The 22594-nt window shown below is 68.9% G+C and carries 26 protein-coding genes; 8 read left to right on the top strand and 18 right to left on the bottom strand.

Features of this window, described 5'->3' with window-relative positions; all coding sequences use genetic code 11:
* Positions 1–57: 57 nt before the first annotated feature.
* Together ABTX78_RS31005 and ABTX78_RS36200 are read right to left on the bottom strand one after the other, a co-directional pair.
* Positions 58–1008 (bottom strand): SDR family NAD(P)-dependent oxidoreductase, encoded by a 951-nt coding sequence (locus tag ABTX78_RS31005; RefSeq protein ID WP_352210102.1) that lies wholly within the window; start codon positions 1006–1008, stop codon positions 58–60.
* 217 nt (positions 1009–1225) lie between these two features.
* Positions 1226–1621: an SbtR family transcriptional regulator gene (locus tag ABTX78_RS36200; RefSeq protein ID WP_502994014.1), complete on the bottom strand. Its 396-nt coding sequence runs from the start codon at positions 1619–1621 to the stop codon at positions 1226–1228.
* Between the two features lie 99 nt (positions 1622–1720).
* Between ABTX78_RS36200 and ABTX78_RS31015 the strand changes: the two genes are divergently transcribed.
* Positions 1721–2284, top strand: coding sequence for a dihydrofolate reductase family protein (locus ABTX78_RS31015; RefSeq protein WP_352210104.1), 564 nt, complete (start codon positions 1721–1723; stop codon positions 2282–2284).
* A 158-nt stretch (positions 2285–2442) separates the two neighbouring features.
* Here the strand turns inward: ABTX78_RS31015 and ABTX78_RS31020 are convergent, their stop codons facing one another.
* Positions 2443–2799: a Tn3 family transposase gene (locus ABTX78_RS31020; RefSeq protein WP_352210105.1), complete on the bottom strand. Its 357-nt coding sequence runs from the start codon at positions 2797–2799 to the stop codon at positions 2443–2445.
* 388 nt (positions 2800–3187) lie between these two features.
* Here ABTX78_RS31020 and ABTX78_RS31025 point away from each other — a divergent pair, with 388 nt between their 5' ends.
* Positions 3188–3475 (top strand): hypothetical protein, encoded by a 288-nt coding sequence (locus tag ABTX78_RS31025; protein ID WP_352210106.1) that lies wholly within the window; start codon positions 3188–3190, stop codon positions 3473–3475.
* Positions 3476–3628: 153 nt separating this feature from the next.
* Here ABTX78_RS31025 and ABTX78_RS31030 read toward each other — a convergent pair whose 3' ends face one another.
* From ABTX78_RS31030 to ABTX78_RS31060, 7 genes are all read right to left on the bottom strand, one after another.
* On the bottom strand, positions 3629–4174 hold the full coding sequence (locus ABTX78_RS31030; RefSeq protein ID WP_352210107.1) for a pyridoxamine 5'-phosphate oxidase family protein: 546 nt from the start codon (positions 4172–4174) through the stop codon (positions 3629–3631).
* A gap of 190 nt (positions 4175–4364) precedes the next feature.
* Positions 4365–4826, bottom strand: a complete 462-nt coding sequence (locus ABTX78_RS31035) for a GYD domain-containing protein (protein ID WP_352210108.1) — start codon at positions 4824–4826, stop codon at positions 4365–4367.
* 48 nt (positions 4827–4874) lie between these two features.
* On the bottom strand, positions 4875–5540 hold the full coding sequence (locus ABTX78_RS31040) for a class I SAM-dependent methyltransferase (protein WP_352210109.1): 666 nt from the start codon (positions 5538–5540) through the stop codon (positions 4875–4877).
* Between the two features lie 141 nt (positions 5541–5681).
* On the bottom strand, positions 5682–6428 hold the full coding sequence (locus ABTX78_RS31045) for an SDR family oxidoreductase (RefSeq protein WP_352210110.1): 747 nt from the start codon (positions 6426–6428) through the stop codon (positions 5682–5684).
* A gap of 297 nt (positions 6429–6725) precedes the next feature.
* Positions 6726–7889, bottom strand: a complete 1164-nt coding sequence (locus tag ABTX78_RS31050) for an oxygenase MpaB family protein (protein ID WP_352210111.1) — start codon at positions 7887–7889, stop codon at positions 6726–6728.
* Between the two features lie 104 nt (positions 7890–7993).
* Positions 7994–9049 (bottom strand): polyprenyl synthetase family protein, encoded by a 1056-nt coding sequence (locus ABTX78_RS31055; RefSeq protein WP_352210112.1) that lies wholly within the window; start codon positions 9047–9049, stop codon positions 7994–7996.
* Positions 9039–9317: a polyprenyl synthetase gene (locus tag ABTX78_RS31060; RefSeq protein WP_352210113.1), complete on the bottom strand. Its 279-nt coding sequence runs from the start codon at positions 9315–9317 to the stop codon at positions 9039–9041. The genes ABTX78_RS31055 and ABTX78_RS31060 overlap by 11 nt, the downstream gene beginning before the upstream one ends.
* A gap of 308 nt (positions 9318–9625) precedes the next feature.
* Between ABTX78_RS31060 and ABTX78_RS31065 the strand changes: the two genes are divergently transcribed.
* Complete coding sequence (locus ABTX78_RS31065; RefSeq protein ID WP_352210114.1) at positions 9626–10072, top strand: hypothetical protein; 447 nt, start codon at positions 9626–9628, stop codon at positions 10070–10072.
* 264 nt (positions 10073–10336) lie between these two features.
* Here the strand turns inward: ABTX78_RS31065 and ABTX78_RS31070 are convergent, their stop codons facing one another.
* Positions 10337–11311, bottom strand: coding sequence for a helix-turn-helix transcriptional regulator (locus ABTX78_RS31070; RefSeq protein WP_352210115.1), 975 nt, complete (start codon positions 11309–11311; stop codon positions 10337–10339).
* A 136-nt stretch (positions 11312–11447) separates the two neighbouring features.
* Here ABTX78_RS31070 and ABTX78_RS31075 point away from each other — a divergent pair, with 136 nt between their 5' ends.
* On the top strand, positions 11448–11843 hold the full coding sequence (locus ABTX78_RS31075; RefSeq protein ID WP_352210136.1) for a RidA family protein: 396 nt from the start codon (positions 11448–11450) through the stop codon (positions 11841–11843).
* A gap of 494 nt (positions 11844–12337) precedes the next feature.
* Here the strand turns inward: ABTX78_RS31075 and ABTX78_RS31080 are convergent, their stop codons facing one another.
* On the bottom strand, positions 12338–12490 hold the full coding sequence (locus ABTX78_RS31080) for a hypothetical protein (RefSeq protein ID WP_352210116.1): 153 nt from the start codon (positions 12488–12490) through the stop codon (positions 12338–12340).
* 334 nt (positions 12491–12824) lie between these two features.
* Between ABTX78_RS31080 and ABTX78_RS31085 the strand changes: the two genes are divergently transcribed.
* Positions 12825–13385 (top strand): superantigen-like protein SSL4, encoded by a 561-nt coding sequence (locus ABTX78_RS31085; RefSeq protein ID WP_352210117.1) that lies wholly within the window; start codon positions 12825–12827, stop codon positions 13383–13385.
* Positions 13386–13546: 161 nt separating this feature from the next.
* Here the strand turns inward: ABTX78_RS31085 and ABTX78_RS31090 are convergent, their stop codons facing one another.
* Together ABTX78_RS31090 and ABTX78_RS31095 are read right to left on the bottom strand one after the other, a co-directional pair.
* The gene (locus ABTX78_RS31090) at positions 13547–14419 is read right to left on the bottom strand and encodes a universal stress protein (RefSeq protein ID WP_352210118.1); all 873 of its coding nucleotides are present in this window, start codon (positions 14417–14419) and stop codon (positions 13547–13549) included.
* 442 nt (positions 14420–14861) lie between these two features.
* Positions 14862–16325 (bottom strand): dihydrolipoyl dehydrogenase family protein, encoded by a 1464-nt coding sequence (locus ABTX78_RS31095; protein ID WP_352210119.1) that lies wholly within the window; start codon positions 16323–16325, stop codon positions 14862–14864.
* 394 nt (positions 16326–16719) lie between these two features.
* Between ABTX78_RS31095 and ABTX78_RS31100 the strand changes: the two genes are divergently transcribed.
* Positions 16720–17166: a VOC family protein gene (locus tag ABTX78_RS31100; protein ID WP_352210120.1), complete on the top strand. Its 447-nt coding sequence runs from the start codon at positions 16720–16722 to the stop codon at positions 17164–17166.
* Between the two features lie 26 nt (positions 17167–17192).
* Here the strand turns inward: ABTX78_RS31100 and ABTX78_RS31105 are convergent, their stop codons facing one another.
* A complete protein-coding gene (locus tag ABTX78_RS31105; RefSeq protein WP_352210121.1) occupies positions 17193–17432 on the bottom strand; it encodes a hypothetical protein in 240 nt (79 codons plus the stop codon).
* 175 nt (positions 17433–17607) lie between these two features.
* Between ABTX78_RS31105 and ABTX78_RS31110 the strand changes: the two genes are divergently transcribed.
* Complete coding sequence (locus ABTX78_RS31110; protein WP_352210122.1) at positions 17608–18426, top strand: alpha/beta fold hydrolase; 819 nt, start codon at positions 17608–17610, stop codon at positions 18424–18426.
* A gap of 129 nt (positions 18427–18555) precedes the next feature.
* Here the strand turns inward: ABTX78_RS31110 and ABTX78_RS31115 are convergent, their stop codons facing one another.
* Positions 18556–19215, bottom strand: coding sequence for a glyoxalase (locus tag ABTX78_RS31115; RefSeq protein WP_352210123.1), 660 nt, complete (start codon positions 19213–19215; stop codon positions 18556–18558).
* Positions 19216–19580: 365 nt separating this feature from the next.
* Between ABTX78_RS31115 and ABTX78_RS31120 the strand changes: the two genes are divergently transcribed.
* Positions 19581–20069, top strand: a complete 489-nt coding sequence (locus ABTX78_RS31120) for a VOC family protein (RefSeq protein ID WP_352210124.1) — start codon at positions 19581–19583, stop codon at positions 20067–20069.
* 312 nt (positions 20070–20381) lie between these two features.
* Here ABTX78_RS31120 and ABTX78_RS31125 read toward each other — a convergent pair whose 3' ends face one another.
* Positions 20382–21122: a VOC family protein gene (locus tag ABTX78_RS31125; RefSeq protein WP_352210125.1), complete on the bottom strand. Its 741-nt coding sequence runs from the start codon at positions 21120–21122 to the stop codon at positions 20382–20384.
* A 79-nt stretch (positions 21123–21201) separates the two neighbouring features.
* A partial coding sequence (locus ABTX78_RS31130; RefSeq protein ID WP_352210126.1) for a PEP-utilizing enzyme occupies positions 21202–22594 on the bottom strand: 1393 nt, incomplete at its 5' end.

Below are 22594 nucleotides of genomic sequence, written 5' to 3' on the forward strand. Positions count from 1 at the left end.
TCGCCGGTCTCCATCTCCGCGCCTCGACGATGGCTGCCCTGGGCACGGCTCCAACACCTACTGGAAGCCCAGGTGCGGATCGGTGCCGGCCAACTCACCGCTGGCGGCCCACAGGCGAGCAGCGATCGCCGGATCGGCCATATGAGGGGGGACGGGCTCACGCCGTGGTGTGCCTCGCAGGCCGAAGAACCTCGGACCCCACAGCTGCCCTCCCTGCACCCCCGAGTCGAGTACGGCACGGACGACAGGCCATGCTCCGGCGTCCTTGCCCTGCACCAAGAGCCCGGCGGGCACGGCGCGCAGTCGCTCGGCGGGGGTGGTCACGCGTACCGGCGGGCGGGATGGGGTGAGAGAGTCCAGCGCGCCGCCGGGGTGGGCCACCACGCTGAGTACCGTGCTGCCGAGGGCTCGCAAACGGCGGTCGAGTTCGAAGCCGAAGCACATCTGCGCCAGCTTCGACCGGCCGTAGGTGCGCTTGGGCCGGTAGTCCTGGGTCGACTGCAGATCGCCCAGGTCCAGTCGCTCTGACCGCGCCGCGAAGCTTCCCACCGTCACGATGCGGCCCCCCGGCGCCGCTGACAGCAGGGGGGCCAGTTGCTGGGTGAGCGAGAAGTGGCCGAGGTGGTTGGTGCCGAACATCAGCTCGTGGCCGTCCTCAGTCTCCCGACGCGGTGGGGCGTCGAGCGCGACCCCTGCGTTGTAGACCACAGCGTCGAGATGACCGAGGTCCAGCCGGTCCACGGCGGTCTTCAGGGACGACAGAACGGCAAGGTCCAATGGAAGGTGCCGCACATACGCGCCGGAGACGCGCGAGCGGATCGAGGCCATGGCAGCGTCGGCCTTCGCGGCGTCCCGGCTGCCGAGCACCACTACGGCGCCGGTGGCGGCGAGCTGCTCCGCGACGAAGTAGCCGATCCCGGCGTTACCGCCGGTGACCAGGAACGTTCTCCCCTCGGCACAGGGCAGCCGGTGAACGTCCCATGGCCGACTCCGGGGTTCGAGAGACACGATGACAGGCTCCTTACGCGCGGGCAGCGTGCTCAGGGCGAGCACCAAGGCGCCCAACGTCGCAGTCTTCACCGACAACCCGCCGACAGATCACGATCACCGCCGACGGGCCTCCGACACCCTTCCGGACCTGGCGCAGAACTCGGGCGCTCAGTCACCCTGATTCATCACAACCGCACACAGTCCCCAGCCGACCGCTCGGGCTCGACGCAGCCGCTCACTGCACGTGTCGGACTCGCGCTCGCGACGACCTCGAAGCGGCGATCGGCCGCAGCGCGAGCGAGGGCTGATCACCGAGCCACGCACGCATGGCTACCAGCAACAAACAGGTCGGTGCCGTCAGTGTCGCTCCGCCCGAGCCCGCTGCCTGGGCAGGGGCGAGGAGCCGCGCGCCGGCTCTGCGCAGGGTGAAGCACGAAGCGTGGAGCGCGGAGTCGGTCTCCTCGATGGCGGCCGCCATCAGCAGAGTCACTCCCCGGTACCGGGTCGTCCACGCGACGTAGCACCGCGCCGCCGCTCGCACGATCCGGGGTGCCGGTAAGAACGCTGTCACCAGCCGCAAACGAGGCGCGTCACGTCCGGCCACGTGCGGTGGGGTCACGCTCGGCGCCATGACGGGCAGGTATTTACTCCGGCAGTGTGGCCTGACCGATGATTTTTCCGCGCCGTGCTGGTCTGTACGCCGAATACCGACTCACGGGAGGCTGACGCCATGCGGAAACTGACCTTTGCCATGAACATGAGCCTGGACGGCTACATCGCCGCGCCCGGCGACGACCTCGGCTGGAGCGTGCCGAGCGACGAGCTGTTCCAGTGGTGGTCCGACCGGGTGGACGCGACGGGCCTGGCGCTGTACGGGCGCAAGCTGTGGGAGTCGATGAGCTCCCACTGGCCGACCGCCGACAAGCAGCCGGATGCCACACCGGCGGTGATCGAGTACGCCGTCCGCTGGCGGGACATGCCGAAGGTGGTGTTCTCCTCTACGACCAGCACGGTCGACTGGAATACCCGTCTGGTCACCGGCGACGCAGTCACCGAGATCACCAGGCTCAAGGCCGACGACGGCGGCCCCATGGACATCGCCGGTGCCGCACTCGCCGCGGCGGCCATGCGGGGCGGGCTGATCGACGAGTACGCGATGGTCACCCATCCGGTCCTGGTGGGCGGCGGCACGCCGTTCTTCACAGCCCTGGACAAGTGGGTGAACCTGACCCTGGTGGAGACCCGGACGTTTCCCGACGGCGTGGTCCTGACCAGGTACGAGACCAAACGCTGAGCGCTCGACGTCGAGTCGGCGCGGGCTTCGGGCCACCCAAGGATCTCGCGGCGCTGTGTTCCGAGGTGATCGTGATACCCCTACCGGATCACAGGCCGTGTATGCAAGGGATCCCCAACTAGACACCGGTCAGCCCGTGTTGAGCGGGGGTCTGCTGGTCATGTTGAGTTTCGCCTGTCGTAGGGCCGGACGTGGGACCAGAACAACGGGGTCAGGCCACGCCGGCCCGCAAGCGTGAGGAGGTCCGCCCACTCCGGTTCGCCGAGGATGTCCTGGAGCATCAGGGTGTTCACGAAGACCAGGGCCGATTGCTCCCGCTGAAGGTCCCGAAGTCGCAGGTAGCGGACCACGAAGCTGGGCTTCTGGGCGCGGCCGATCTCCAGCATGGCCGCGTAGGTACGGTGGGAGGGCGTTGCGGGTGAAGCGGGCAGGATCGCCTCGGTGGATGCGGTGCGGGTCCGGATCGCGGTGGCGTACTTGAGCATCTCCTCGGCCACTCGCAGCGCGGCGCCCACGATCCGGTCGCACCGCCCGGCGTCGGCGGCTCGATGCTCTCCGTCCGGCAGCGGGCCGGCAGTTCCACCCGTACCTGCTCCTTGCACGCGATGTGCTCGGCGAGCCAGGCGGTCAGCTTGTCCGCGTCCGCGGCGCTGCACTCACGGAAGCCCAGGTGCCCGCGGATCTGCGCACGGTGGTACTCGACCGTCCGGCCGCTCCACTCGTCGTGACAGCTTTCTTACCGGCACTCCGATTCCGTCCTCATGCTTGCCGGGCAGGGTCCGCGCTGGACCACATGCGTCCGGCCAGACAGACACCTGGGGCGCGTATCGAGTCGTGGTAGAACTGCCTGCTGCATGAGCCGGTGGCGGCCACCAGTGGCGACTCGCGTGAGATCATCCGTTCATGAGCAGCGATCTGGAAGTAAGCGCTCTGGCGATCAATGTCACGATCCCTCAGGCGCTCCGCTGGACAGACACTCGACGCGGTGAAGCGTTCACGCTGACCACACTCAACGTCCGGCTTCTACCGGACGGTCGCCTCGCCGTGAAGGCCTATGGCAGACCAGTCGGTGGTGGTCGGGGCGCCTACGTCTCTTTCCCTGTCCCCGACAGACCCGAACTGGCCACCTTGGTCGCTGACGCTGCCAGCCGTGCCGGGGCGTTGTGGGCCGCCCATCGTGGCCTCGGCTGATCTCAGGGCGCATATCGACTCCACCAACCACCGCGCGCGTTCACCATGACACCGCTGGCCAACCACCGGTTGTACTGACCAGAGTTGAACACTGGGCCCCTGCCGACGGCACGTGTGAGGTCGGCGGCGACGATGGCCACCGGCTCGCCGGACCTAGAACGTGTAGCGGGTGTGGCTGAACACCTGACCGTCGTGGCCGAAGCTGTACGCCGTGCCGGGTGTCACCGCGAACAACAGGTCATTGCCCGTGCGGATGCTGTCGCCGAAGCCGTAGAAGGTCCCCTCCGGCGAGGTGATGCGGTCCCCGTACTGCATTTCGAACGCGGCGATGACCTCGTCGCGCCGTGCCGGATCCGTCACCTGCTCCGCCAGTCCCTCGATCACGATGTCGAGGCCTTCGGAGAAGGAGTTGTTCCCTGTGGTGAGTGCGCAGTGGGCGTTGCCGTTCAGGTTCTTCGCCTTCTGCTCCCCCGGCCCGACGCTGAAGTACAGCGCCCCGTCGTGCCAGGCGGCGATCAGCGGCGTGACGTGCAACCGGCCGTCCGGCCGGACCGTGGTGATCCAGAAGACTTCGGCCTCCTTCAGCCGGCGCTGGGCTTCGCTCCAATCGGTGGCCGTGACGTTCTCCGAGCCGGGGCGCGGGTTGAGCGCAGCGCTGTAGCGTGCGTCGAGTTCGGCCCTGGGCTGCTTCGGCGTCATGTGGAACTCCTTCCTCGTCCTGCAACGAGGCTACGCAGCCCAGCCACGCGGCGCTCGGGCACGGCCTCCGGCAGAGATCAATGAGCACGAGCCACAGCACCGCGAAAGGCAAAGCAACAGGTCTGTGAATCGGCCGCCGTCGGACGGTCCGACCGGCCCCCGCATGGAGCGGAGCGTCCGCACCCACGATTCACCCGCCAGGGGCGCGAAAGGCGACCTGCCGTCGGGCGGCCTCATCGATCTCGTCGGGAGTGAGCAGGGGGATGGCGCGGGTGTGGAGACCTCCGCCGGCCTTGACGGTGAGGCCGACTGCGGCCATGGCGACCGGGTCGGGGAAGTCGAGGATGAGCACGATGTCGTCCTCACCGAAGGTGAAGTACATGGCTTCGACCTGCCCGCCGAGTTCGGTGACGACCTGTTCGACGGCCGCTCGCGCCCTCTTCGAGCAGCCCCTTGGCGCCCTCGGGCGTGTAGGTGGCCTGGATGAGAAACTTGGCATGGGACGCCTTCTCCCCATCGCTTGTCGGGTGTGCATTGGCCTCCCTCGGTCGCGTGCGCCGCTATCCGCAGAATGGGTGGATGCACTCGTTGGAACCTGAGCTCTTCGGACAGCCGAGGTCGTCGACGGAACCCTGCGCTCCACCGCGGTCATGTCTTGCCTCGGACCCTCCGAGTTGCAAGAAGCTGAGGAGCGCCTCCCCTACCGGCCTACGCCCGTCCGACCGTCCCGGTCAGCGACCTTCGTCATGGTGACGAGCCAGGCCCGGATGCCCGCCGGGTCCAGGGTGAACTCGATCGTGGCCGGTTCGAGGGAGTCGATCCGCAGCGTGTCCGCGAACGCGGCTGTGATGTCGTGTCGCGTCAACCGGTGGGGCCCGTGTGCTCCGGGACTCCCCGGTTCCTGGTCGCTGAAACACAGCATGAAATAGCGGCCCCCGGGGCGCAGCACGGCGTCAAGGCCGTGGGTGAAGGCGGCACGGTCGTCCGGGTCGAGCATATGGAACAGGCCCGAGTCGAGAACGGTGTCGAACTGCTCTCCCAGTTCTTCCAGTCTCCGCGCGTCATGGTGGAGGAAGCGCACGGCGGCACCGCGCGTACGCGCCTTGTCCTCCGCGACCCGTAGCGCGCTCGCCGCCAGGTCCACGCCGGTGGCGTCGAGGCCGAGGTCGTGGCACATGAGCACGTGCTCCCCGGTTCCGCAGCCGATGTCGAGCACGCGCCCCCGGATGGCGCCTGACTGCGCAAGCTCAAGAAGGGCCCGCTGCGGTCGTCCGATCTCCCACGGCGGCCGGATGGCATACAGGTCGTCCAGCCACTGCAAGGAGTTCGTGGCACCGGCGTCGTCGTGTGCCGGCGATCCGCCCATACTCGCGACCCTCCATGGCTGTCGTCGCCCGTGTCCGCCCGGGCTCCCGTCACGACAGGGTTCCTGTCGAACGACCATACGCTTCACCACGCAGACGCCGGTGGTTCCGCCCGACGAGGATTCCAGGTCAGGAGCAGCGGCTCAGTGGGGCAGGAGTTGCTGGCCACCGTCGATGTCGTACGTCGCCCCGGTGAGCGCTTCGTTGCACATGATGTGTACGGCCAGAGCCGCGACGTCCTCCGGGCCGACGACCCGGCGGATGGGGAGTGTCGCACGCAGCTCCTCGCGTCGGGCTTCGAGCTGGTCACCCAGCAGCGAGGCCGACAGGGGCGTGTCGACGAATCCGGCGGCGATGAGGTTGACCCGAATCGGAGCGAGCTCGAGCGCCAGGTTGGCGGTGAGGGCGGGAAGCGCCGCGGTCGCCGCGGACGTGATGGCCATGCCGACGGCGGGACGGCGGCCGCCCGTGCCACCGATGAACAGCAGGGTGCCTCCGGGCCGGACCTTCTCGCGGCTGTGCTGGGCGATCCCGATCGTCATGGCGAGGCGATCGCCGAAGTGGCGGCGGGCCTCTGCAAGGTCTATGTCGGCCAAGGGCATGTACGCGGGGCCGCCGGCCGTGGAGAGCACGTGATCGACCGTGCCGGGCAGGTCCTGGAAGAACTGCTTGAGCTTGTCCGTGTCGGTGGCGTCGAATACCGCGGTACTCAGCGGCTCGATTTCGAGCGCGGCCTGCTCCAGCCGCTCGGGATTCCGTCCGACCATGACGACCTGGCCGCCGGCGGCTCGCACGCGCCGGGCGGTTTCGAGTCCCATTCCGGCACTGGCGCCGATCACCACGACGGTCTGGTCGGCGAGGCTCTCGGCGATCGGCTTGCTGAGCGTCATCGGCCACCTCCGGTGGTCAGTCGGCGGTGATCCGGCTGTTGCTCGGCATCACCGAACCCTCCGCCGGTGTCGGTCGTGCCGACGACGGACCGCGCGGAACCGGCGCCTGCTCGCTGACGTCCTCCGCGAGCACCTGAGCCTCGACTTCCAGGGCTCGGATGAGAGCGGCCGAGCATCGCGCGACAGCCCGTAGCTGCCCCTCTTCGAACGTATAGCGCTCGGGTTTGTATCACCACCCGAGGCCGCGCCCGGCCGCGTGCCTCGGAGGGCCGAAAGCCTTGCTCCTTCGTCGCGTGGTCACGGGGAGACCGTCGCGGCGGGCGGGGTCCACCGACGGGCAGGAGGCACGGTGCCAGGGACGCCGTAGTCCTTCTTGAGCTGTTCGGGGATCGCGTAGTGCATGACGCGTCCGCGAGTGAGAGAGGACAGCTCAAGGATGGTGGTGAGGTGCCCGAGGCGGTCCAGCGCCCACGCTCCGAGGGGTGAGCGGTCCTCGATGGTCTCCAGTACGCCGAGGAGGTGGGGCACGGCCTTGACCACGGTGTCCCACGGTGTGCGGGGCACCTCGAGCCAGTCGGCGCAGGTGTCGCCGACAAGGTGGCGGATGAGGGCGGACACGATCGGGTCGAAGAAGGTCCCGGGCACGACCTCCTCGTAGAGGTCGATGAGCTGCCGGGTCAGGTGAGCGCCTTCCTGCGAGGGCCCCATGTGCCGGACCATGTACAGGTCGAGGAATTGGCGGGCCTCGTCCAGGGACTTGGGGACGGCGTCCTGGTCGACGCCGAGCATGGCGCCGACCACACGCCAGGCGTAGTAGTACGCTTCCGCGCCCTCCGGCGACATGTGGATGCCGAGGCGGTGCAGGCTGTCGAGGACGAGCATGGAGAAGAACATCTGCCCGCCGATCATGTCCTCTTGGCAGATCGGTGTCCCGAGCGCGGCGGCGTCCCAGCGGTCTTCGCGTGTGAGGTGGTGGCGGATGGAGGCGTGCAGGAGGCGGACCTTCTGGGCGGCGGGGATGAAGCGGCTGCCGGCCTCGAAGGCGTCCGGCTGCATCAGGTGGACGGTGAACTGGCCGGTCTCCGCCATGCGTTTGGAGGGGTACTTCAACCCGTGGGTGGCCGACAGCAGCTTGGCCACGTGCGGGACGACGTAGCAGGCGGGCATGGAGGCGAAGGACAGGGCCGTGGAGATGTGCACGTTGTTGTCGATGAAGAACAGCCGGGCCTTCTCCATCTCTCCCCAGTCCACCCAGGCCGGCGGGACGCTGGTTGCCCGGAGGTACTCTCGTGCGACGTCGGGCAGCCCGTCCGGCAAGGGGGCTCCGGCGGTGGAGACATAGCGCATGAGGGTGTTGAACTTGCCCACCTCCCCGCGTTCGAAGAGGGTCGCGACGGTGGCGTCGGCGAGTTCGTCACCGGCTTGCCGCAGCGCGTCCATCGAAGTCTCGGTGTACGTCATGGCAGAACTCTCTTTCGTCGCGGATCATTGACGTCAGGTGGGGACGTCAGGTGGGCCCCCGCGGCCGGGGACGGCACGGGATTACGCCCGCGGCTGTGCGGTGATCAGGACAGACGGACCGCGGCCGAATGCGCCAGCGCGGTCAGGGCAGCGGCGGCGTGCGCGGGTGCGTCCACCTCGTGCAGAGCGCCGAGGGCTTCGTCGACCCGCGCGCTGATCATGGCTTCGATGCGGTCGGGAGTCTTCAGCCGGCGCATCACCTCGCGCACGGTGTCCAGCCCCTCCGCGTCCGGATCAGGTCTGCCCAGGACGGCGCGCAACTGCTCCCGCTCGTCGTCGCCGGCGAGACGCCAGGTTTCCGCCAGCAGGGCCGTGGGCCGGTGGCCGCGTACATCGTCGGCGTCGTCCTTGCCGGTGCGTCCCGGGTCTCCGAAGAGGCCGAGCAGATCGTCCCGCAGCTGGAACGCCTCACCCAGAGGCAGCCCGTACGCCGAATAGCCCCCGCGCAGCCTCTCGCCGGCGCCGGCCAGGGCGCCTCCGATCAACAGCGGCTGCTCGACCGTGTACTTGGCCGTCTTGTACCGGATCACCTTCATCGACGCCGCCATGTCCGGATCGGCCCCGGTACGCAGGATCTCCAGGCACTCGCCCGCGATCAGCTCCCGGGCCAGCAGCGACCACAGCGGGCGGGCCCGTGCCAGGTACGCGGCGGGCAGACCACTGGTGGCGAACAACTGCCCGGCGAGCGACATCAGCAGGTCCCCCACCAGCATCGCCAGTGACCTGGCCGCGTCGACGGCATGTGGGCGCCGGAGTACCGCGCCGCGCAGGGCGATGTGCGCGGTGGGTCGGCCGTGCCGCAACGGGCTGTCGTCGATGAGATCGTCGTGCACCACCGCTGCGGCGTGCACCAGTTCCATCGAGGCGGCCGCCCGCACCAGCGCGTCGCTGTCCGGCTGTCCCACCGCGCGCCAGCCCCAGTAGCAGAATGCCGCCCGCAGTCGTTTGCCGTCCCGGACAGCGGTCTCCAACTGCTCGGCCACCGGGCCGAGAACCTGGTCGATCGCCCACAGTTGCTCGGCCTCCTGGGCGACGAAGTGGTGCAGCACCTCGTCGACACGGGCCTTGAACGCGGCAGGCTCCCACCGGTCAGACATCATCGGCGGCCCGCCGGGCCAAGGCGTGCCGGGCGAGAATCTCCAGGTGGGCCGGGGGGACGGCTGCGTACCGGTCCACCACCAGGCGCCCGCGCGCCACCAGATCGTGCTCGGCCTCCGCCGCCAGCACAGCAGCGTCCGAGCGTCTCAGCAGCCCTCGCACCGTCCCCAGCGCCGATCCCACGGTGCTCACTGCCAGATCGGCCAGCCCGGCCACGAGCAGCAACACCTTCTCCTCCGGTCCCCCACGCCGTCCCGCTCCATGCGTCATCCCTTGTCCCCCACCCGCAACACGACGATGCGGCGCCGGTCGTGCGCCGTCCTTCTCAGCGTCGCGTCACGCCGGACCCATGTGTGGAACAACTCACGATCGAGTGATCACCTCGCTTGTCCGTACGGACCGACCACGGCAGTCGTGGTCCGACACCCGCCCGCGCACTGTGCGGGCGAGGTGGACGCGGCGCGGGCGCTCCCCACCCCAGATGTTGCCGGGGCGGCGGACGCTCGAAAGTGGGGCAGAAGGGTGTTGTCGATCACCGCAACTGGACGCGCGGCGGCCTCCGGGACCAGGGTGGGGTGATGGACAACGACGACAACGCACCGGAGACGCCGGACGACGGGCTCGACCTGGCCTCGCTCTACCTGGAATCGGTGAAGGCCCGGATGGATCCGGAACAGTTCGCCACGCTGGAGGAGGCCGTGGACGAACTCGCGCACATGCTGTCCGACGGTCAGCCGGGCACCTTCGAAGCGGGTGGCCGGGACACCTTCACGCCCGATGTCCAGCGCGAGTTCCTCGCCGTCATGGCGATCCTGACGACCGGCCGCATGGACCACCACGTCGTAGAGCTGCCCGGCCCCGACGGCAGTACGGGCTACGCGGTCGTGACCGCCGACGTCGCGAACGATCCGGAGAAGCTCGCGGAGTTCCGGGCCGATCTCCACCGCCAGATCACCGAGCAGCAGGCCGTCGACGAGGAACTGGACGGCATCGCCCGCGCCAGCGGCCTGGACACGGGCGACTGACTCACCCAGCGGATGGGGCAGGCAGCCCTCCCCGGTAGGTCGCCACTCTGCTGCCCTGGCCACGGGCGGCCAGGCGCAACGACAACGCGGCCGGGTGGAGCAGCGCATCGAACGTACGCTCGGGAAGATCCTTCTGTGTGACGCTCGCACTGCCCGTCGGCCGGAACATCGGCCAGGCGTGAGGGCGTGCAGATGGTGGCGACCGGCGACCGTTCGCAATCGTTACGCATCATGTCAGCGGTGGCCTGCCGAAGGCTGCGCCTCTCAGGCCGACGTGCCGTAGCAGGCGGCGATCGCGGCGGCGCGATCGCGCAGTGAGGTGCGCAGCCACTGCGGGGCCAGGGCTTCCCCGTCGGTGCCGAGCTGCCACAGCGCCCATTCGGCGTGCCTCGGATCCTGGAAGGTCACCTCCAGCCGCAGCCGGCCGTCCGGGTCTGCTTCTTCGCTGCGGACAGCCAGGGCGGTGCTCACCAGGTCCTCCCGCCGTGCCGGGTCCACCCGTACCAGCACGGTGACGTGGTCGCCGCCGGTCCGGAACTGCGCGCTGCGTTCCTGCCAGGCCCGGTCGAGATCGACCCTGTCGGCTCGCTGTGCGGGTTCCGGGAGTTCCTCGGCGGCCAACACCCGGGACAGCCGGTACGTGCGGTCCGCGCCGGACCTCGTGGCCAGCAAGTAGCCCTGCTCGCGTACGGTGACCAGGCCTATCGGGTCCACCGTGCGCCACTGTGGCACCTGACCCGTGGCTTCGTAGTGGATGCGTAGCTTGTGTCCGGCCAGCACTGCGCGCCGGACCTCGGCCACGATGGTGTCGGGCACCTCCTCAGTCACCGTGCGGCGCGAGAGGAGGTCGGTCTCCGGATCGATGAGCAGTCGCTCGGCCACGCCGGCCGCCGTGTCCCGGTGGCTTTCAGGCAGGGCGTCAACCACCTTGAGCATGGCGGAAGCGAGCGCCGAGCCGAGGCCGAACACCTGCGCGCCGCGCCGCGATCCGGCGACCAGCAGGGCGAGCGCCTCGTCGTTGTTCAGTCCGGTGAGCTGTGTCTGGAAACCGGGCAACAACGCGAACCCGCCGTAGCGGCCGCGTTCGGCGTAGACCGGGACACCGGCCGCGGACAGCGCCTCTATGTCGCGCAGCACGGTGCGGGTGGATACCTCCAGCTCGCGTGCCAGCGTGGCAGCGGACAGCCGGCCGCGCTGGCGCAGCAGCAGCACCAGGGAGACCAACCGGTTGGCGCGCATGCAAAAACTCTAACGGCATACATGACAGACGATGTCGCGATTCGTTGGGAGGCTCTCAGCACGACGTCAAAGGCGCGCGGCTGACGCGCTGACCGGCGTGCGTACTCCCCATGAATCGAATGGAGCTGACGTGGCGATGGAACGAACGGCGGTCAACCCGGTGGCGTGGTCGGCGGAGTTGGGATTCAACCAGGGCGAGGTCGTCTCCGGGCAGACAAAGACCCTGTACATCTCGGGACAGACCGCGATGAGCGACGACGGCAAGCCACAGCACGACGGTGACATGGCGGCGCAGTTGGCGCTGAGCCTCGACAACCTGGAGGCCGTGCTCGGCGAAGCCGGCATGTCTCTTTCGAACCTCGTCCGGCTCAACGTCTACACGACCGACGTCGATCTGCTTTTCCAGCACTACGGCGAGCTGGCAGGGCGGTTGGGCGGCGCCCAGGTGGCGCCGGCCACCACGATGCTCGGGGTGGCACGGCTGGCGATTCCCACCCTGATGGTCGAGCTCGAAGGCACCGCCGTCGCGTGATGTGACCTCGCTGCCTGCGCTTCTCGCGCTGGTTGTACCGGGCGAGCAGCGCAGGCAGGCCGAGGCTTCGAGTACCTACCGGAGCGGGCGATGGTCCTGCCGCCGGAGGACTGATGCCGACGGACTTCAGTCCCCAGTGCTTCGAACGGGGCGAGCAGGCTCTGCGCGTGGATGCGGTTCCCCGTGCGGTAGGTGATCCGGCAGCCCTCGGCCCTGCCCGAGACCGGGGAGGCAACGGCCTCGGCCCGCACCAGGTAGTAGATCGGACTCTCCTCCCCCGGGGCGATACGTACCGGCCCCTTCGAGTAGTCCCGGGCCAGGTCGGGCTCTTCGACGAAGGACTCGTCGTATGCCGCCAGGCCCCTCCCGTGGGTTTCGGAGCGTTTGGCGGCCCTGACCTCGCCCGTCCTCCAGCGCGTCGGCGCGCCCAGCAGCTCCGCCTCCAGCACCTCGACCGGCAGGTCGGACGTGTTCTTGAGCGAGGGGCAAGCGAATTAGTAGCCCTTGCCGGCCGTGGCGTGGTGGAAGCCGGCAGTGCCTCCCCAGTCGTTCTCCAGCACATGCCCCCGTGCTGTGGCCGCGGACGCGCTCACACCCAGCCCCATCACCAGCACCGCGGCCCCCGCCGCGATCAGCCGTGCTCTCATACCGCCCCCTGCAAACGTGCGTACGAGCCGGTGCCCGTGACCGGAGTGGATCACACGATGAACCCCCTGGTCGACCCCGCTTGAGCAGAATCAGAGACTGCCGACGGCATGGGGCATGACCGCCCTGACCTGCTGCCCTGGGGCGAGGAGGGAGCCCGGGCTCCTCGCGACCGGTGGGCCGGACCTCGGCCTCGTCGTGAACGGAACCGGCGGGCGCATCCCACCGGCGACCTGTGGAGGAGCGCGGCACCGTTCACGGCGCCCGGACCGGAACCGTTTCCCCCGATCCTGCGTGACTTCTGATGGTGTTGTCGAGGCGACCTGAGGGGACCTGATGAAAGCGCGGGCGTTGGTGAGCGTGGCGGTATCGGCATGTGTGGCCCTGGGGGCGTGCGCGTGCGGTCCGGAAAGTTCGAAGGAGGACCCCGCGGCGAAGCCCTCTCGGCCGTCCGCGTCCACGCCGGCGAAAGCACCGTCCGTCACGTCATCCGCGCCCCCGCGGACCGAGAAGCCTTCGGCCACCCCTACCGGCGACCAGCCCGCGCCCAGGACGAAGGCGGGCGCGATCCAGCGCTACGAGCAGTACCTCCACGCCCTCGGCCGCGAGGACATCGACACGGTCTGCGAAGTGGCGGGGCCCGCCGCGAAGAAGGCCGAGGACCAAGGGCTCGGCCCGTGCACGTCGACGTACGCCACCGTGTTCCAGATGATCTCGCCCGCGCAGAAGAAGGCACTGCAAACCGCAACGGTCGACCCGCAGCGCGTCGCCGTGCGCACGCCCGTCAAGATCGAGATGCCGGTCGAATCGGTCAAGTCCTCGGCCACCTTCTCCGAGAGCGACCTCGGCAGCTACACACTCGAGTACCTCGAGAACAACTGGTACATCACCGACTGACCCACCGATGCCCGGCAGCGCACGACGCTTGGCGAAGAGGCCGCCAGCACCTCCGACAAACACGCCGTGTGCGGATGAAAGCCCGGGCCACCCGGCCTGTTCCGAACACGGCGAGCCCGAACGCCGGAGCCGCAGGGCCATCCGCCCGGGTAGCTGGTGGGTCAGTCGTACGGGACCACAGCCACCGGGCACGGGGCGTGATGCAGGGCGGCATGGGTGACCGGGCCACTGTGACCGAAGCGGCTGTCGCGGCGGCGGCGCCCGAGGACGAGGAGTTCCGCTTCCTTCGCCGCCCGCAGAAGGCGGGGAGCGGGGCGCCCTTGGGACGCGGTCGCTGTCACGGTGAGGTCCGGGTATTTCTCATGCAACTGCCGGGCCACGGCGACCAGGGTCTTTTCACGTTCGGCACGCAACTCGGGACCACTGGGTCGCCCGGTGCCCACTGCGTAGAGACTGGGGGCGCTGTACGCGTGGATGAGGTGCAGGTCGGCGCCTCGCAACCGGGCCTCCTCGAAAGCGAAGGCGACGATCTCGTCGCAGGGGCGGTCGAAGTCGATACCGACGACGACCTCGCGAGGGGAGGCGGAAGCAGCAGACCCGGCGCCTTTCGCGTCCTGATGCCCGGCACGTACGAGGACGATCGGGCCCTCGGGCCGGGCGATGACCTGCAAGGCGACCGAACCCACCAGGTACCCGGTGAAGCCACTGATCCCCCGGGTCCCGAGGACCAGGAGCGCCGACTGTCCGGATGCTTCCCGGAGGGCCGTGACGGCAGGCTGGGAAACCTGCCGGTCGATGACAGTGAGATCCGGGTGGAGAGCGCGGACATGGTCCACGGCCGCACGCAGGGTCTGGTGGGCCCAGTCACGCTGACTGGTGTCGGCCGGCACGGCGACCGTCGGGTGCGGTGACCACTCCCAGGCGTGAAGAAGATGCAGTGGCACGTTCCGGAGCCGGGCCTCGTCGGCCGCCCACGTTGCGGCGGCGAGGCTCTCCGGAGATCCGTCCACTCCGGCAGTGACCGGTCGGAGCATGGTGGGCACCTCCTGTGCTGAGACACAAGCCCGTGTACAAGCCCGCGGGCAACCGTTCGGGCGGGCCATCGTCTCGCGGCGGGTTCCAGTTGTCGGGGGACCCGCAGAAGGCGAACTGCCAAGTGTCGGACAGCGGTTGACGGATTCGACTGTTCAGCGCACATCGCGGGCCGCAGCAGGGGGCGGCTGCGCAGGTGCTACGAGTGGCCGCAGCCGCCTGACGCGCGGTTCCACTTCCGTAGGACGACGACACACGACAGGCATCCCCCTGCGGCTCAGCACCTCTCCTGACCAGGTTCTCAAAGCTCTGGCCGGGCGGCATCCCGGCGTGCCGATCGAAAAGGCGGGCACCGCCGGTCCGCGTATGCCGGACCGTGAGGATGTCGCCGCCTCGGCGACAACGATCGGTCACTCGGCAGACTGCGAGAGGCCCTCGCAAGAGTCAGCCCGCTGTCCCGTCGAAGCGCCGTACATCACCTGCGCGCCGCGTCTCCAGAAGACGCAGCCACACTTCGCTGATGGTCGGGAAGGCGGGCACGGCATGCCACAGGCGCTCCACGGGCACCTCGCTCGTAACGGCGACTGTTGCCGAGAACAGCAGTTCCGCGACTCCGGCCCCGACGAAGGTCGCTCCCAGAATGTTGCCGCGATTCCGGTCCACGAGGAGGCGCGCTTTCCCGCGGTAGCCGTCAGCGTATTGACGGGCTCCCGCCACGTTCCCGATGTCGTAGTCCACCATGTCGAATCGGCGCCCCGCTCGTTCTGCCTCGCGCGTGGTCAGGCCGACGCTCGCCACTTCGGGATCCGTGAAAACGACCTGCGGCACGGCCGCGCTGTCGGCGGTCGAGGCGTGCGCGCCCCATCTGCCGTCGTCCAGCCTGCCGCCCGTGGCGCGGACACCGATGATGGCGCCGGCGATGCGTGCCTGGTACTTGCTCTGGTGGGTCATCAGAGCGCGGTGGTTCACATCGCCGACCGCGTACAACCACCCGCCGGCGACAGCAGGCACCTGGAAGGTGTCATCCACCGCCAACCAGTTGCCCGGCTTCAACCCCACGGTCTCCATACCGATGTCGCCCGTGCGGGGCACACGACCGATGGCGACCAGGACCTCGTCCGCGGTGAGATCCCCTCCGTCCGCCAATTCGATGTGCACTTCAGTGCCCATTCGCGTGACGCGAGAGGCCGAAGTGTCCAGCCGAATGTCGACGCCCGCCTCCCGCAGCCCCTCCGCGACCATGTCCCCGGCGAACGGTTCCATACGGGGCAGGAGACCGGTGCCTCGTACCAGCATGGTCACCTGCGAGCCGAGTGCCTGCCACGCAGCGGCCATTTCGACTGCCACCACTCCCCCGCCGATCACGGCGAGACGTTCAGGAACTTCCTTGGAGCTGGTCGCATGACGGCTGGTCCAGGGATGCGCTTCGCTGAGCCCGGGCAGGTCGGGCAGAGCCGAGTCGGTGCCGGTGCACACGGCCACGGCATGTCGGGCGGCGAGCCGGACGGTCTCCCCCTCGGGCGTCTGCACCGTCACCTGCCGCGGGCCGTCCAGCCGGCCGAATCCGCGAACCAGGTCGACGGACACGGAGTTCAGCCACTCCACCTGATCGTCGTCCTGCCAGTAGTTCGCCAACTTGTCGCGGTGGGCCAAGGCAACCGCGACGTCCAGGGGCCCGCTCACGGCCTCGCTCAGCGCGGGAACACGGCGGGCTTCGGCGCGGGCCGTCATCGGCCGAAGCAGGGCCTTGCTGGGTTCACATGCCCAGAACGAGCATTCACCACCCAGGAGTTCACTCTCCACGATCACCGTGGTGAGCCCGGCATCACTCGTGCGTTCCGCCACGTTCTCGCCGCACGGACCGGCACCGAGGACGATCACGTCGTATGTGCGCGGAGCTTCGCTCATCATGACCCCCATGACTCATCTGGTTCCGCATACGGCCGTGTCGGGGGCACGTGAGTCATGGGAAGGCCACTCTCGGGCCGGCCGCGGACTCGGGAGGGGCAGTCACCAGATCTTTTGTAATCCGGCGATGCCGGGCATCAGGCCACCAGGTCAGAAGCTTCACACCCGTAGCCCCACCCCCTACTGTCCCCCCTGTCGCACGTGACCGCATTTTGCTCGGGCGGTGATCATCAGCGCTTTGCGGCGGCTACGGCAGTGATGGAGCGGGAGACATTCGAGGATCGCCGACCACGGGATCCCCCTGTCACGCTCCAGTGGCATTGGGTGACGATTCGTCGCACGCTGCGTTGCCGCTCCATATGCGGAGGCGGCGCACCCGCCGGAGACTTGAACGATGAGTGACATGAAACTCGAAGTACTGGTGCTTCCCGTATCCGATGTGGATCGGGCGAAGGAATTCTACGAGAACCTCAACTTCCGTATGGATATCGACTATGTCGGCGATGACGGGTTCAGAGTTGTGCAACTCACTCCGCCCGGCTCCGAGTGCTCGATCATCATCGGCAAAGGTGTCTCTGCGGCCGAACCGGGGTCGGTCCAGGGGCTGCATCTCGTCGTCTTCGACATCGAGGCCACCCGTGCCGAACTCGTCGACCGCGGTGTGGATGTCGGGGAGATCTTCCACGACGCGGGTGGGGTGTTCCACAGGCCCGGTAGCGAGGGGCGTGTGCCCGGTGCCGACCCCGAGCGAGGCAGCTACGCCTCCTTCGCCGCCTTCAGCGACCCCGACGGGAACGGGTGGGTGCTCCAGGAGATCAAGGAGAGGGCTCCTGGTCGCTGAAGTCATCGCCGTGCGATGCGCAGGCGTCAGGAGAGCAGGTCGATCGTCTGTCCGATGTCCTGCTCTTCAGCCTGCTGGTAAGCCGCCCATGCCATGGCGAGGTCCTGCCGGGGAAGTCCGACAGGCGCGTAGCCGGAGCGGTCCGTAGCACTGGCACGTCCCGGATGGTCCCCGCGCAGAACGTCGCCCAGTGTGGCCTGAGCAGCCGAAGCCGGAAGACCGGCAGCCGACAAGAGGCCTGTGGCCGCGGCCGTTCGGCCGGCCAAGTCTCAGATGTCGCCAAAACCGGCAGGACCCCGAAGACCCCGCCGCAGGGTTGCGGCGCGGAGTACGGGAGACGTCCAGGACCAAGGCCCTCGTCGGTATCGCGCACGTGCAGCTGCGGCGCGGCGCCATTCGCCGACGAACCGGCGAAGCGACGATGGGCCCGGAGGTGTATCCATGGGCGAATACGTCGAAGTAAACGGAACCACGTTCTGGACCGAGATCCACGGCCAAGGGCCCGACGTCTTGCTGATCGCGGGTCTCAGCGACCCGGCCGAGGCGTGGCAGGCGCAGCTCGACGGACTGTCGGACCGGTACCGGGTCGTCGCTTTCGACAACCGGGGCTCAGGTCGGACTCCGATGCCCGACGGGCGCCTGTCCGTGGCCACGATGGCCGACGACGCCGCGGGCGTGCTCCGGGCACTGGGGATCGACAAGGCACATGTCACAGGGTTCTCGGGCGGCAGCGCGATTGCTCAGGAGCTGGCCCTGCGCCACCCGGGGACCGTCCGCAGCCTCGTCCTCATCAGTACCTGGGCACAGGCGGACCCCTACCTCACCGGCTTGACCCGTTTCTGGCATTGGCTGGCCACCGAGGCTCCCGACGAGCGCGCCATGCTGGAGGCGTTCTTCTTGTGGATCTACACGCCACGTGCACACGCCGACGGCATGGTGCAGCAGATCGTTGAAGAAGCGCTCGCCTTCCCGTACCCGCAGTCCGCCGAGACCTTCCAGCGTCAACTCAAGGCGTTCACGCGGCACGACACGCTCGACCGGCTGCCCGGAATCTCCGCACCGACACTCGTCCTGGCCGGCGAGCAGGACATCGCCACACCACCTCGGCTGGGACAGGTGGTGGCCGACACCATCCCCGGGGCACGCTTCGAGGTCCTGGCGGGAGAGGCCCACCAGCCGTTCCAGGAGTCCCCGGACGTGTTCAACTCCCGGGTCGGCGCCTTCTGGCGCGAGGTCGACGGCGCAACCTCGTCCTCCTGAGTGGACAACGTCGCGTGTTGTCAGGAGCCGTCTGTCTCCAGGCGACCGTGAGCCGGCCGGGGCTGCGGCGGGTGACCTGCCTGGTGGACTCGGCGAAGGCAGCCCTTGCCTTCGCCGTCCGGGCGGGAGTCAGGAGACGGCAGACGCCGCGGGGGCGGTCGACGTGGACGCCTCCCAGGCGAATCCGTCCGGATCGGTGAAAGGACCGGTGGTGCTGCCGAGAACGATGCGGTGCGAGCCGGTTCCGTCGGCGGACACGCCGAGGTCCTTGGCCAGGCCACGGCGCTTGTAGAGCGCCAGCTTGACGGGGCTGGACGCATCCGAGGCGAACTCGACGTACTTGCCGCCGAAGCTCTTTGCCACGGTCAGGCCCCGACCGACGTAGAACTGCTTGCTGGCCTTCACGTCCTCGACGCCGAGCAGCAGAACGAATTCGTCGATCTCGCGGGTGGCCGAGCCGGTGTCCTTCTTCGCCGAGGTCGCGACCTTCCAGGTCGTCCCGTCCGGCGCCTGCACAACGCCGCCGTAGCCCCACATCGACTTCGCGGCGGGCTTGAGCACCGTGGCGCCGGCGTCCAGGGCGGCGCCGAGGAAACTGTCGACAGTGGCCGGGCCGGACACCGTGAGCGCCAGGGTGAAGCCGCGGAATCCGGTGGACTGCGCCTCGGACGCCCGCAGGCGTACGTGCGAATCCACTCCGAAGGTGGTGGAGAAGCGGTGGGCGGCCTCAAGGTCGGCCACCTCGAGGGTGACGGACGCGATGGACGTGGTCGATGCGTTGTTTGCCATGGCCATTACGCTATGGGCCGCTCGGCGGCAGGGCTTCTCGATTCCTGACCGGTCTCGTCAGGGCGCTCCACCCGGGCCGGCACCACCTCCGTCGTGACCACCGGCTTTGCATCTCCGTCCGCTACTCGCGGATCGGGTCCAATGACGGTGCGGCTCGTCGGCACGGAGCTTTGTATGACGAACCCGCTCGGTGAGCGCCCAGGGCGGGTGATCAGCGAACGGCGCCGCAACCACCGGGGCCAACGACGCCCACATCCGGCCGCAAGCCTCTTGCCCCGACCCCGGCGAAACGGCCGCTTCGCCGATCGCCGCCTGCCACGCGCGGCGACAGGCAGCGTTGCGCGCAGATCCCCTACCGTGACCGCATGGACCAGCGCATCAGCCTCGTCACCCTCGGCGTCCGCGACCTCGCCCGTGCCCGGCGCTTCTACGAGGCACTGGGCTGGCGCGGACAGGAGGTGAGTCAGACCGTCTTCTTCCAGGCGGGCGGCCTCGCCGTGGTCCTGTGGGACCGCGACCTCCTGGCTGCGGACTGCGGTCTGCCGTCCAAACCATCGGCACCGGACGGCCCGGCCGGCGGCGGGTTCGGCGGCATCGCCCTTGCCCACAACGTCCGTTCGCGTGTCGAGGTGGACGACCTGCTCGTCGCCGTGGAAGCGGCCGGCGGAACCATCACCAAGCCCGCCGCCGTCAACGCCATCGGGTTCTACTCCAGCGCCTTCACCGACCCGGACGGGCACGCCTGGGAGGTCGCTCACAACCCGGGCTTCCCCCTCGCCGCGGACGGATCGTTGACCCTGCCCGATTTCGGCGCCGACGCGGACGACCGGCCCCAGGAAGGAAGCGGTCCGTGAGGTTCGAGGCGCGTACGTGTCCCGAGCGCACCGCTTCTCGCTGGGGGTGGAGGCGGAGTCGGGTCGCTGCCGGCTGTCCCTTCCGGTGAACCCCGGCGTCGTCGACTACGAGGAGTACTGCGAACTCCCCGAGGATCAGCACCACGCCTGCCTGGCCGACCCTCGTGCCACGCCGCACATCGCCGTGGCGTGCCGACGCCGCGAGCGCGACGACCTGCTGCTGCGCCCGGGCCGGAACCGGGGCACCCGCGTCTCACGGTCCATGTGGCGCGTGAGGAAACAGTGGCCACGCGCAGCGGCGTCGCCTCCGCGTCAGGACGGGGCGAGGACGCAGAGCTCATGGCCCTCCGGGTCGGTCAGGCAGATCCACGGGACATCGCCCTGGCCGAGGTCGAGGTCGGTGGCGCCGAGCGCCCGCAGCCGGGCCGCCTCCGCTGTCTCGTCGTCGCCGGGGTACGGCAGCAGGTCGAGATGGATGCGGTCCGGCACGGTCTTCACATCGGGCGTACGAAGGAACTCGAGGTAGGGCCCGACACTCTTGGCCGAACGCAACACCGCATGTTCGTCGGTCACTTCGTACAGGGTCCAGTCCATCGCCTCGCCCCAGAACCGCGCCATGGCCCGCGGTTCCGCACAGTCGACCACCACCCGGGCAATCGGCCCGGTGTCCCCGTAGATGTCCCGAGGCTCCAGCACACAGAACTCGTTGCCCTCGGGGTCGGCGAGGACCGTCCACGGCACGTCGCCCTGTCCCACATCGGCGGGTGTCGCACCGAGGGCCCTCAGGCGAGCGACCAACTCCGCTTGATGAGTGGCGGAGTCGGTCGCGAGATCGAGGTGCACACGGTTCTTGGCCGTCGTCTTGGATTTTGGCACGGGAACGATGTCGAGACCGAGGACGACCGGGTCCGGCCAGACGAATTCGTCGCCGGGTCCGACGTAGGTGGTCACTCCGGGTCGGAAAACCCTCCAGCCCAGTGCCTCCGCCCAGAACCGGCCGACCGCCAAGCCGTCAAGAGCCTTCATGTTCACGTGAACAGGTCGCAGTGCCATGCCGGCGATCCTATGCACCTGCCCCTCAACGCCTCCCGTGCCACAGCCGGTTACACACGTGGCTTCTCTCTGCGGCCCGTCACGACAGAATCTCGATGTATCCGTCCGTTCCGTGTACGCGAATCCGCTGCCCGTCCTTGATCAGCCGGGTGGCCTGCTCCACGCCCACGACCGCCGGCAGACCGTACTCCCGGGCGATCACCGCGCCATGGGTCATCAAGCCGCCAACTTCCGTGACCAAACCCGCGATTCCGACGAACAGCGGCGACCAGCTGGGGTCGGTGAAGGTCGTGATCAGGATGTCGCCCGCTTCGAGATCCGCGTCCGCCATGTCGAGGATGACGCGGGCCCTGCCCTCGATGGTCCCGGCGGAGACGGGCAGGCCGACCAGAGCACCGGCCGGTACGTCGTCGCGCCGGTACGCCCCGGTGAGGGCCTCACCGTCCGAGGTGAGCACCCGGGGCGGTGTGAGCGCGCAGTACGAACGGAACGCCTCCTTGCGCTGCTCGATGAGTCGGATATCCACCTGGTTCGAGCGTGCGACGTCGTGGAGTTCGTGGAACGTGAGGTAGAAGACGTCCTCCCGGTCAGGAAGAACACCGGCCCGTACGAGACGCTCGGCCTCCCTCAACAGGGCCTGCCTGTAGACGAAGTAGCGGCTGACGATGTCGTACTTCGGGTACTCCCGGTACCCGATGAAGGTGCGGACCCGGTCGATCATCCGCTCGGTCTCGTCGGCCTTCTCGTCGCCGTCCGGCAGGGCCCGCAGCCGCGACAGCACGTCCTGCGCCTTCTTCAGCGCCTTTTGCCGTCCTTGCTCGAAGCGCCGTTCGGCGGCGCCCTGTTCGAAGTTCCGGACGTTGTCGAGGATCACCGGCACGATCGTGGTGGGGCGCTCGCGCCAGCGTGGCCTCGTGATGTCGATCTCGCCGACGCAGCGCATGCCGTACCGGTCGAGGTAGACCTCGATGACGTCGCGCGCTTCGGTCCCGCCCGCGAGCTTCGGCAAATCGTCCAGGAAGCCCTCGTCCTCGACGCCCTGGAGGAACGCCACCACCTCCGGCAACGGACGGATCACGTCCGCGACGTCGAGCAGCGCCAGTCCCATTTCCGACGTGACGTTGTCGGGGGCGGACAGCGTCAGCGTGTCGGCCACGTTCTTCTCGCCCAGCCACTCCTGCAGCTTGTCGTTGAGCCACCATGTGGCCTCCATACCCGCCATGATCACCTGGAGGCTCAGCGGATCGCTGAGGACCCGCTTGTGCTCCGCGAAAGCCTCCAGCAGGAAGTCGAACAGCGCCGGACCGGTCTTCGTCCGGATGTCCCGTTCGAGAGCGGCGATCGACTCCTGACTGCGCTCGATCAGCTCGGTGACGATGGCCGGATCCGTCTCGATCGGGGCGGGCGGGCCGCCGGCCGGCGGCCCCCCCGGGCCCGCCCACCCCGCGGGGGGTGCCGCCCCCGCGGTCGGC

The organism is Streptomyces sp. NPDC096193 (assembly GCF_040302905.1).
Lineage (GTDB): Bacteria > Actinomycetota > Actinomycetes > Streptomycetales > Streptomycetaceae > Streptomyces.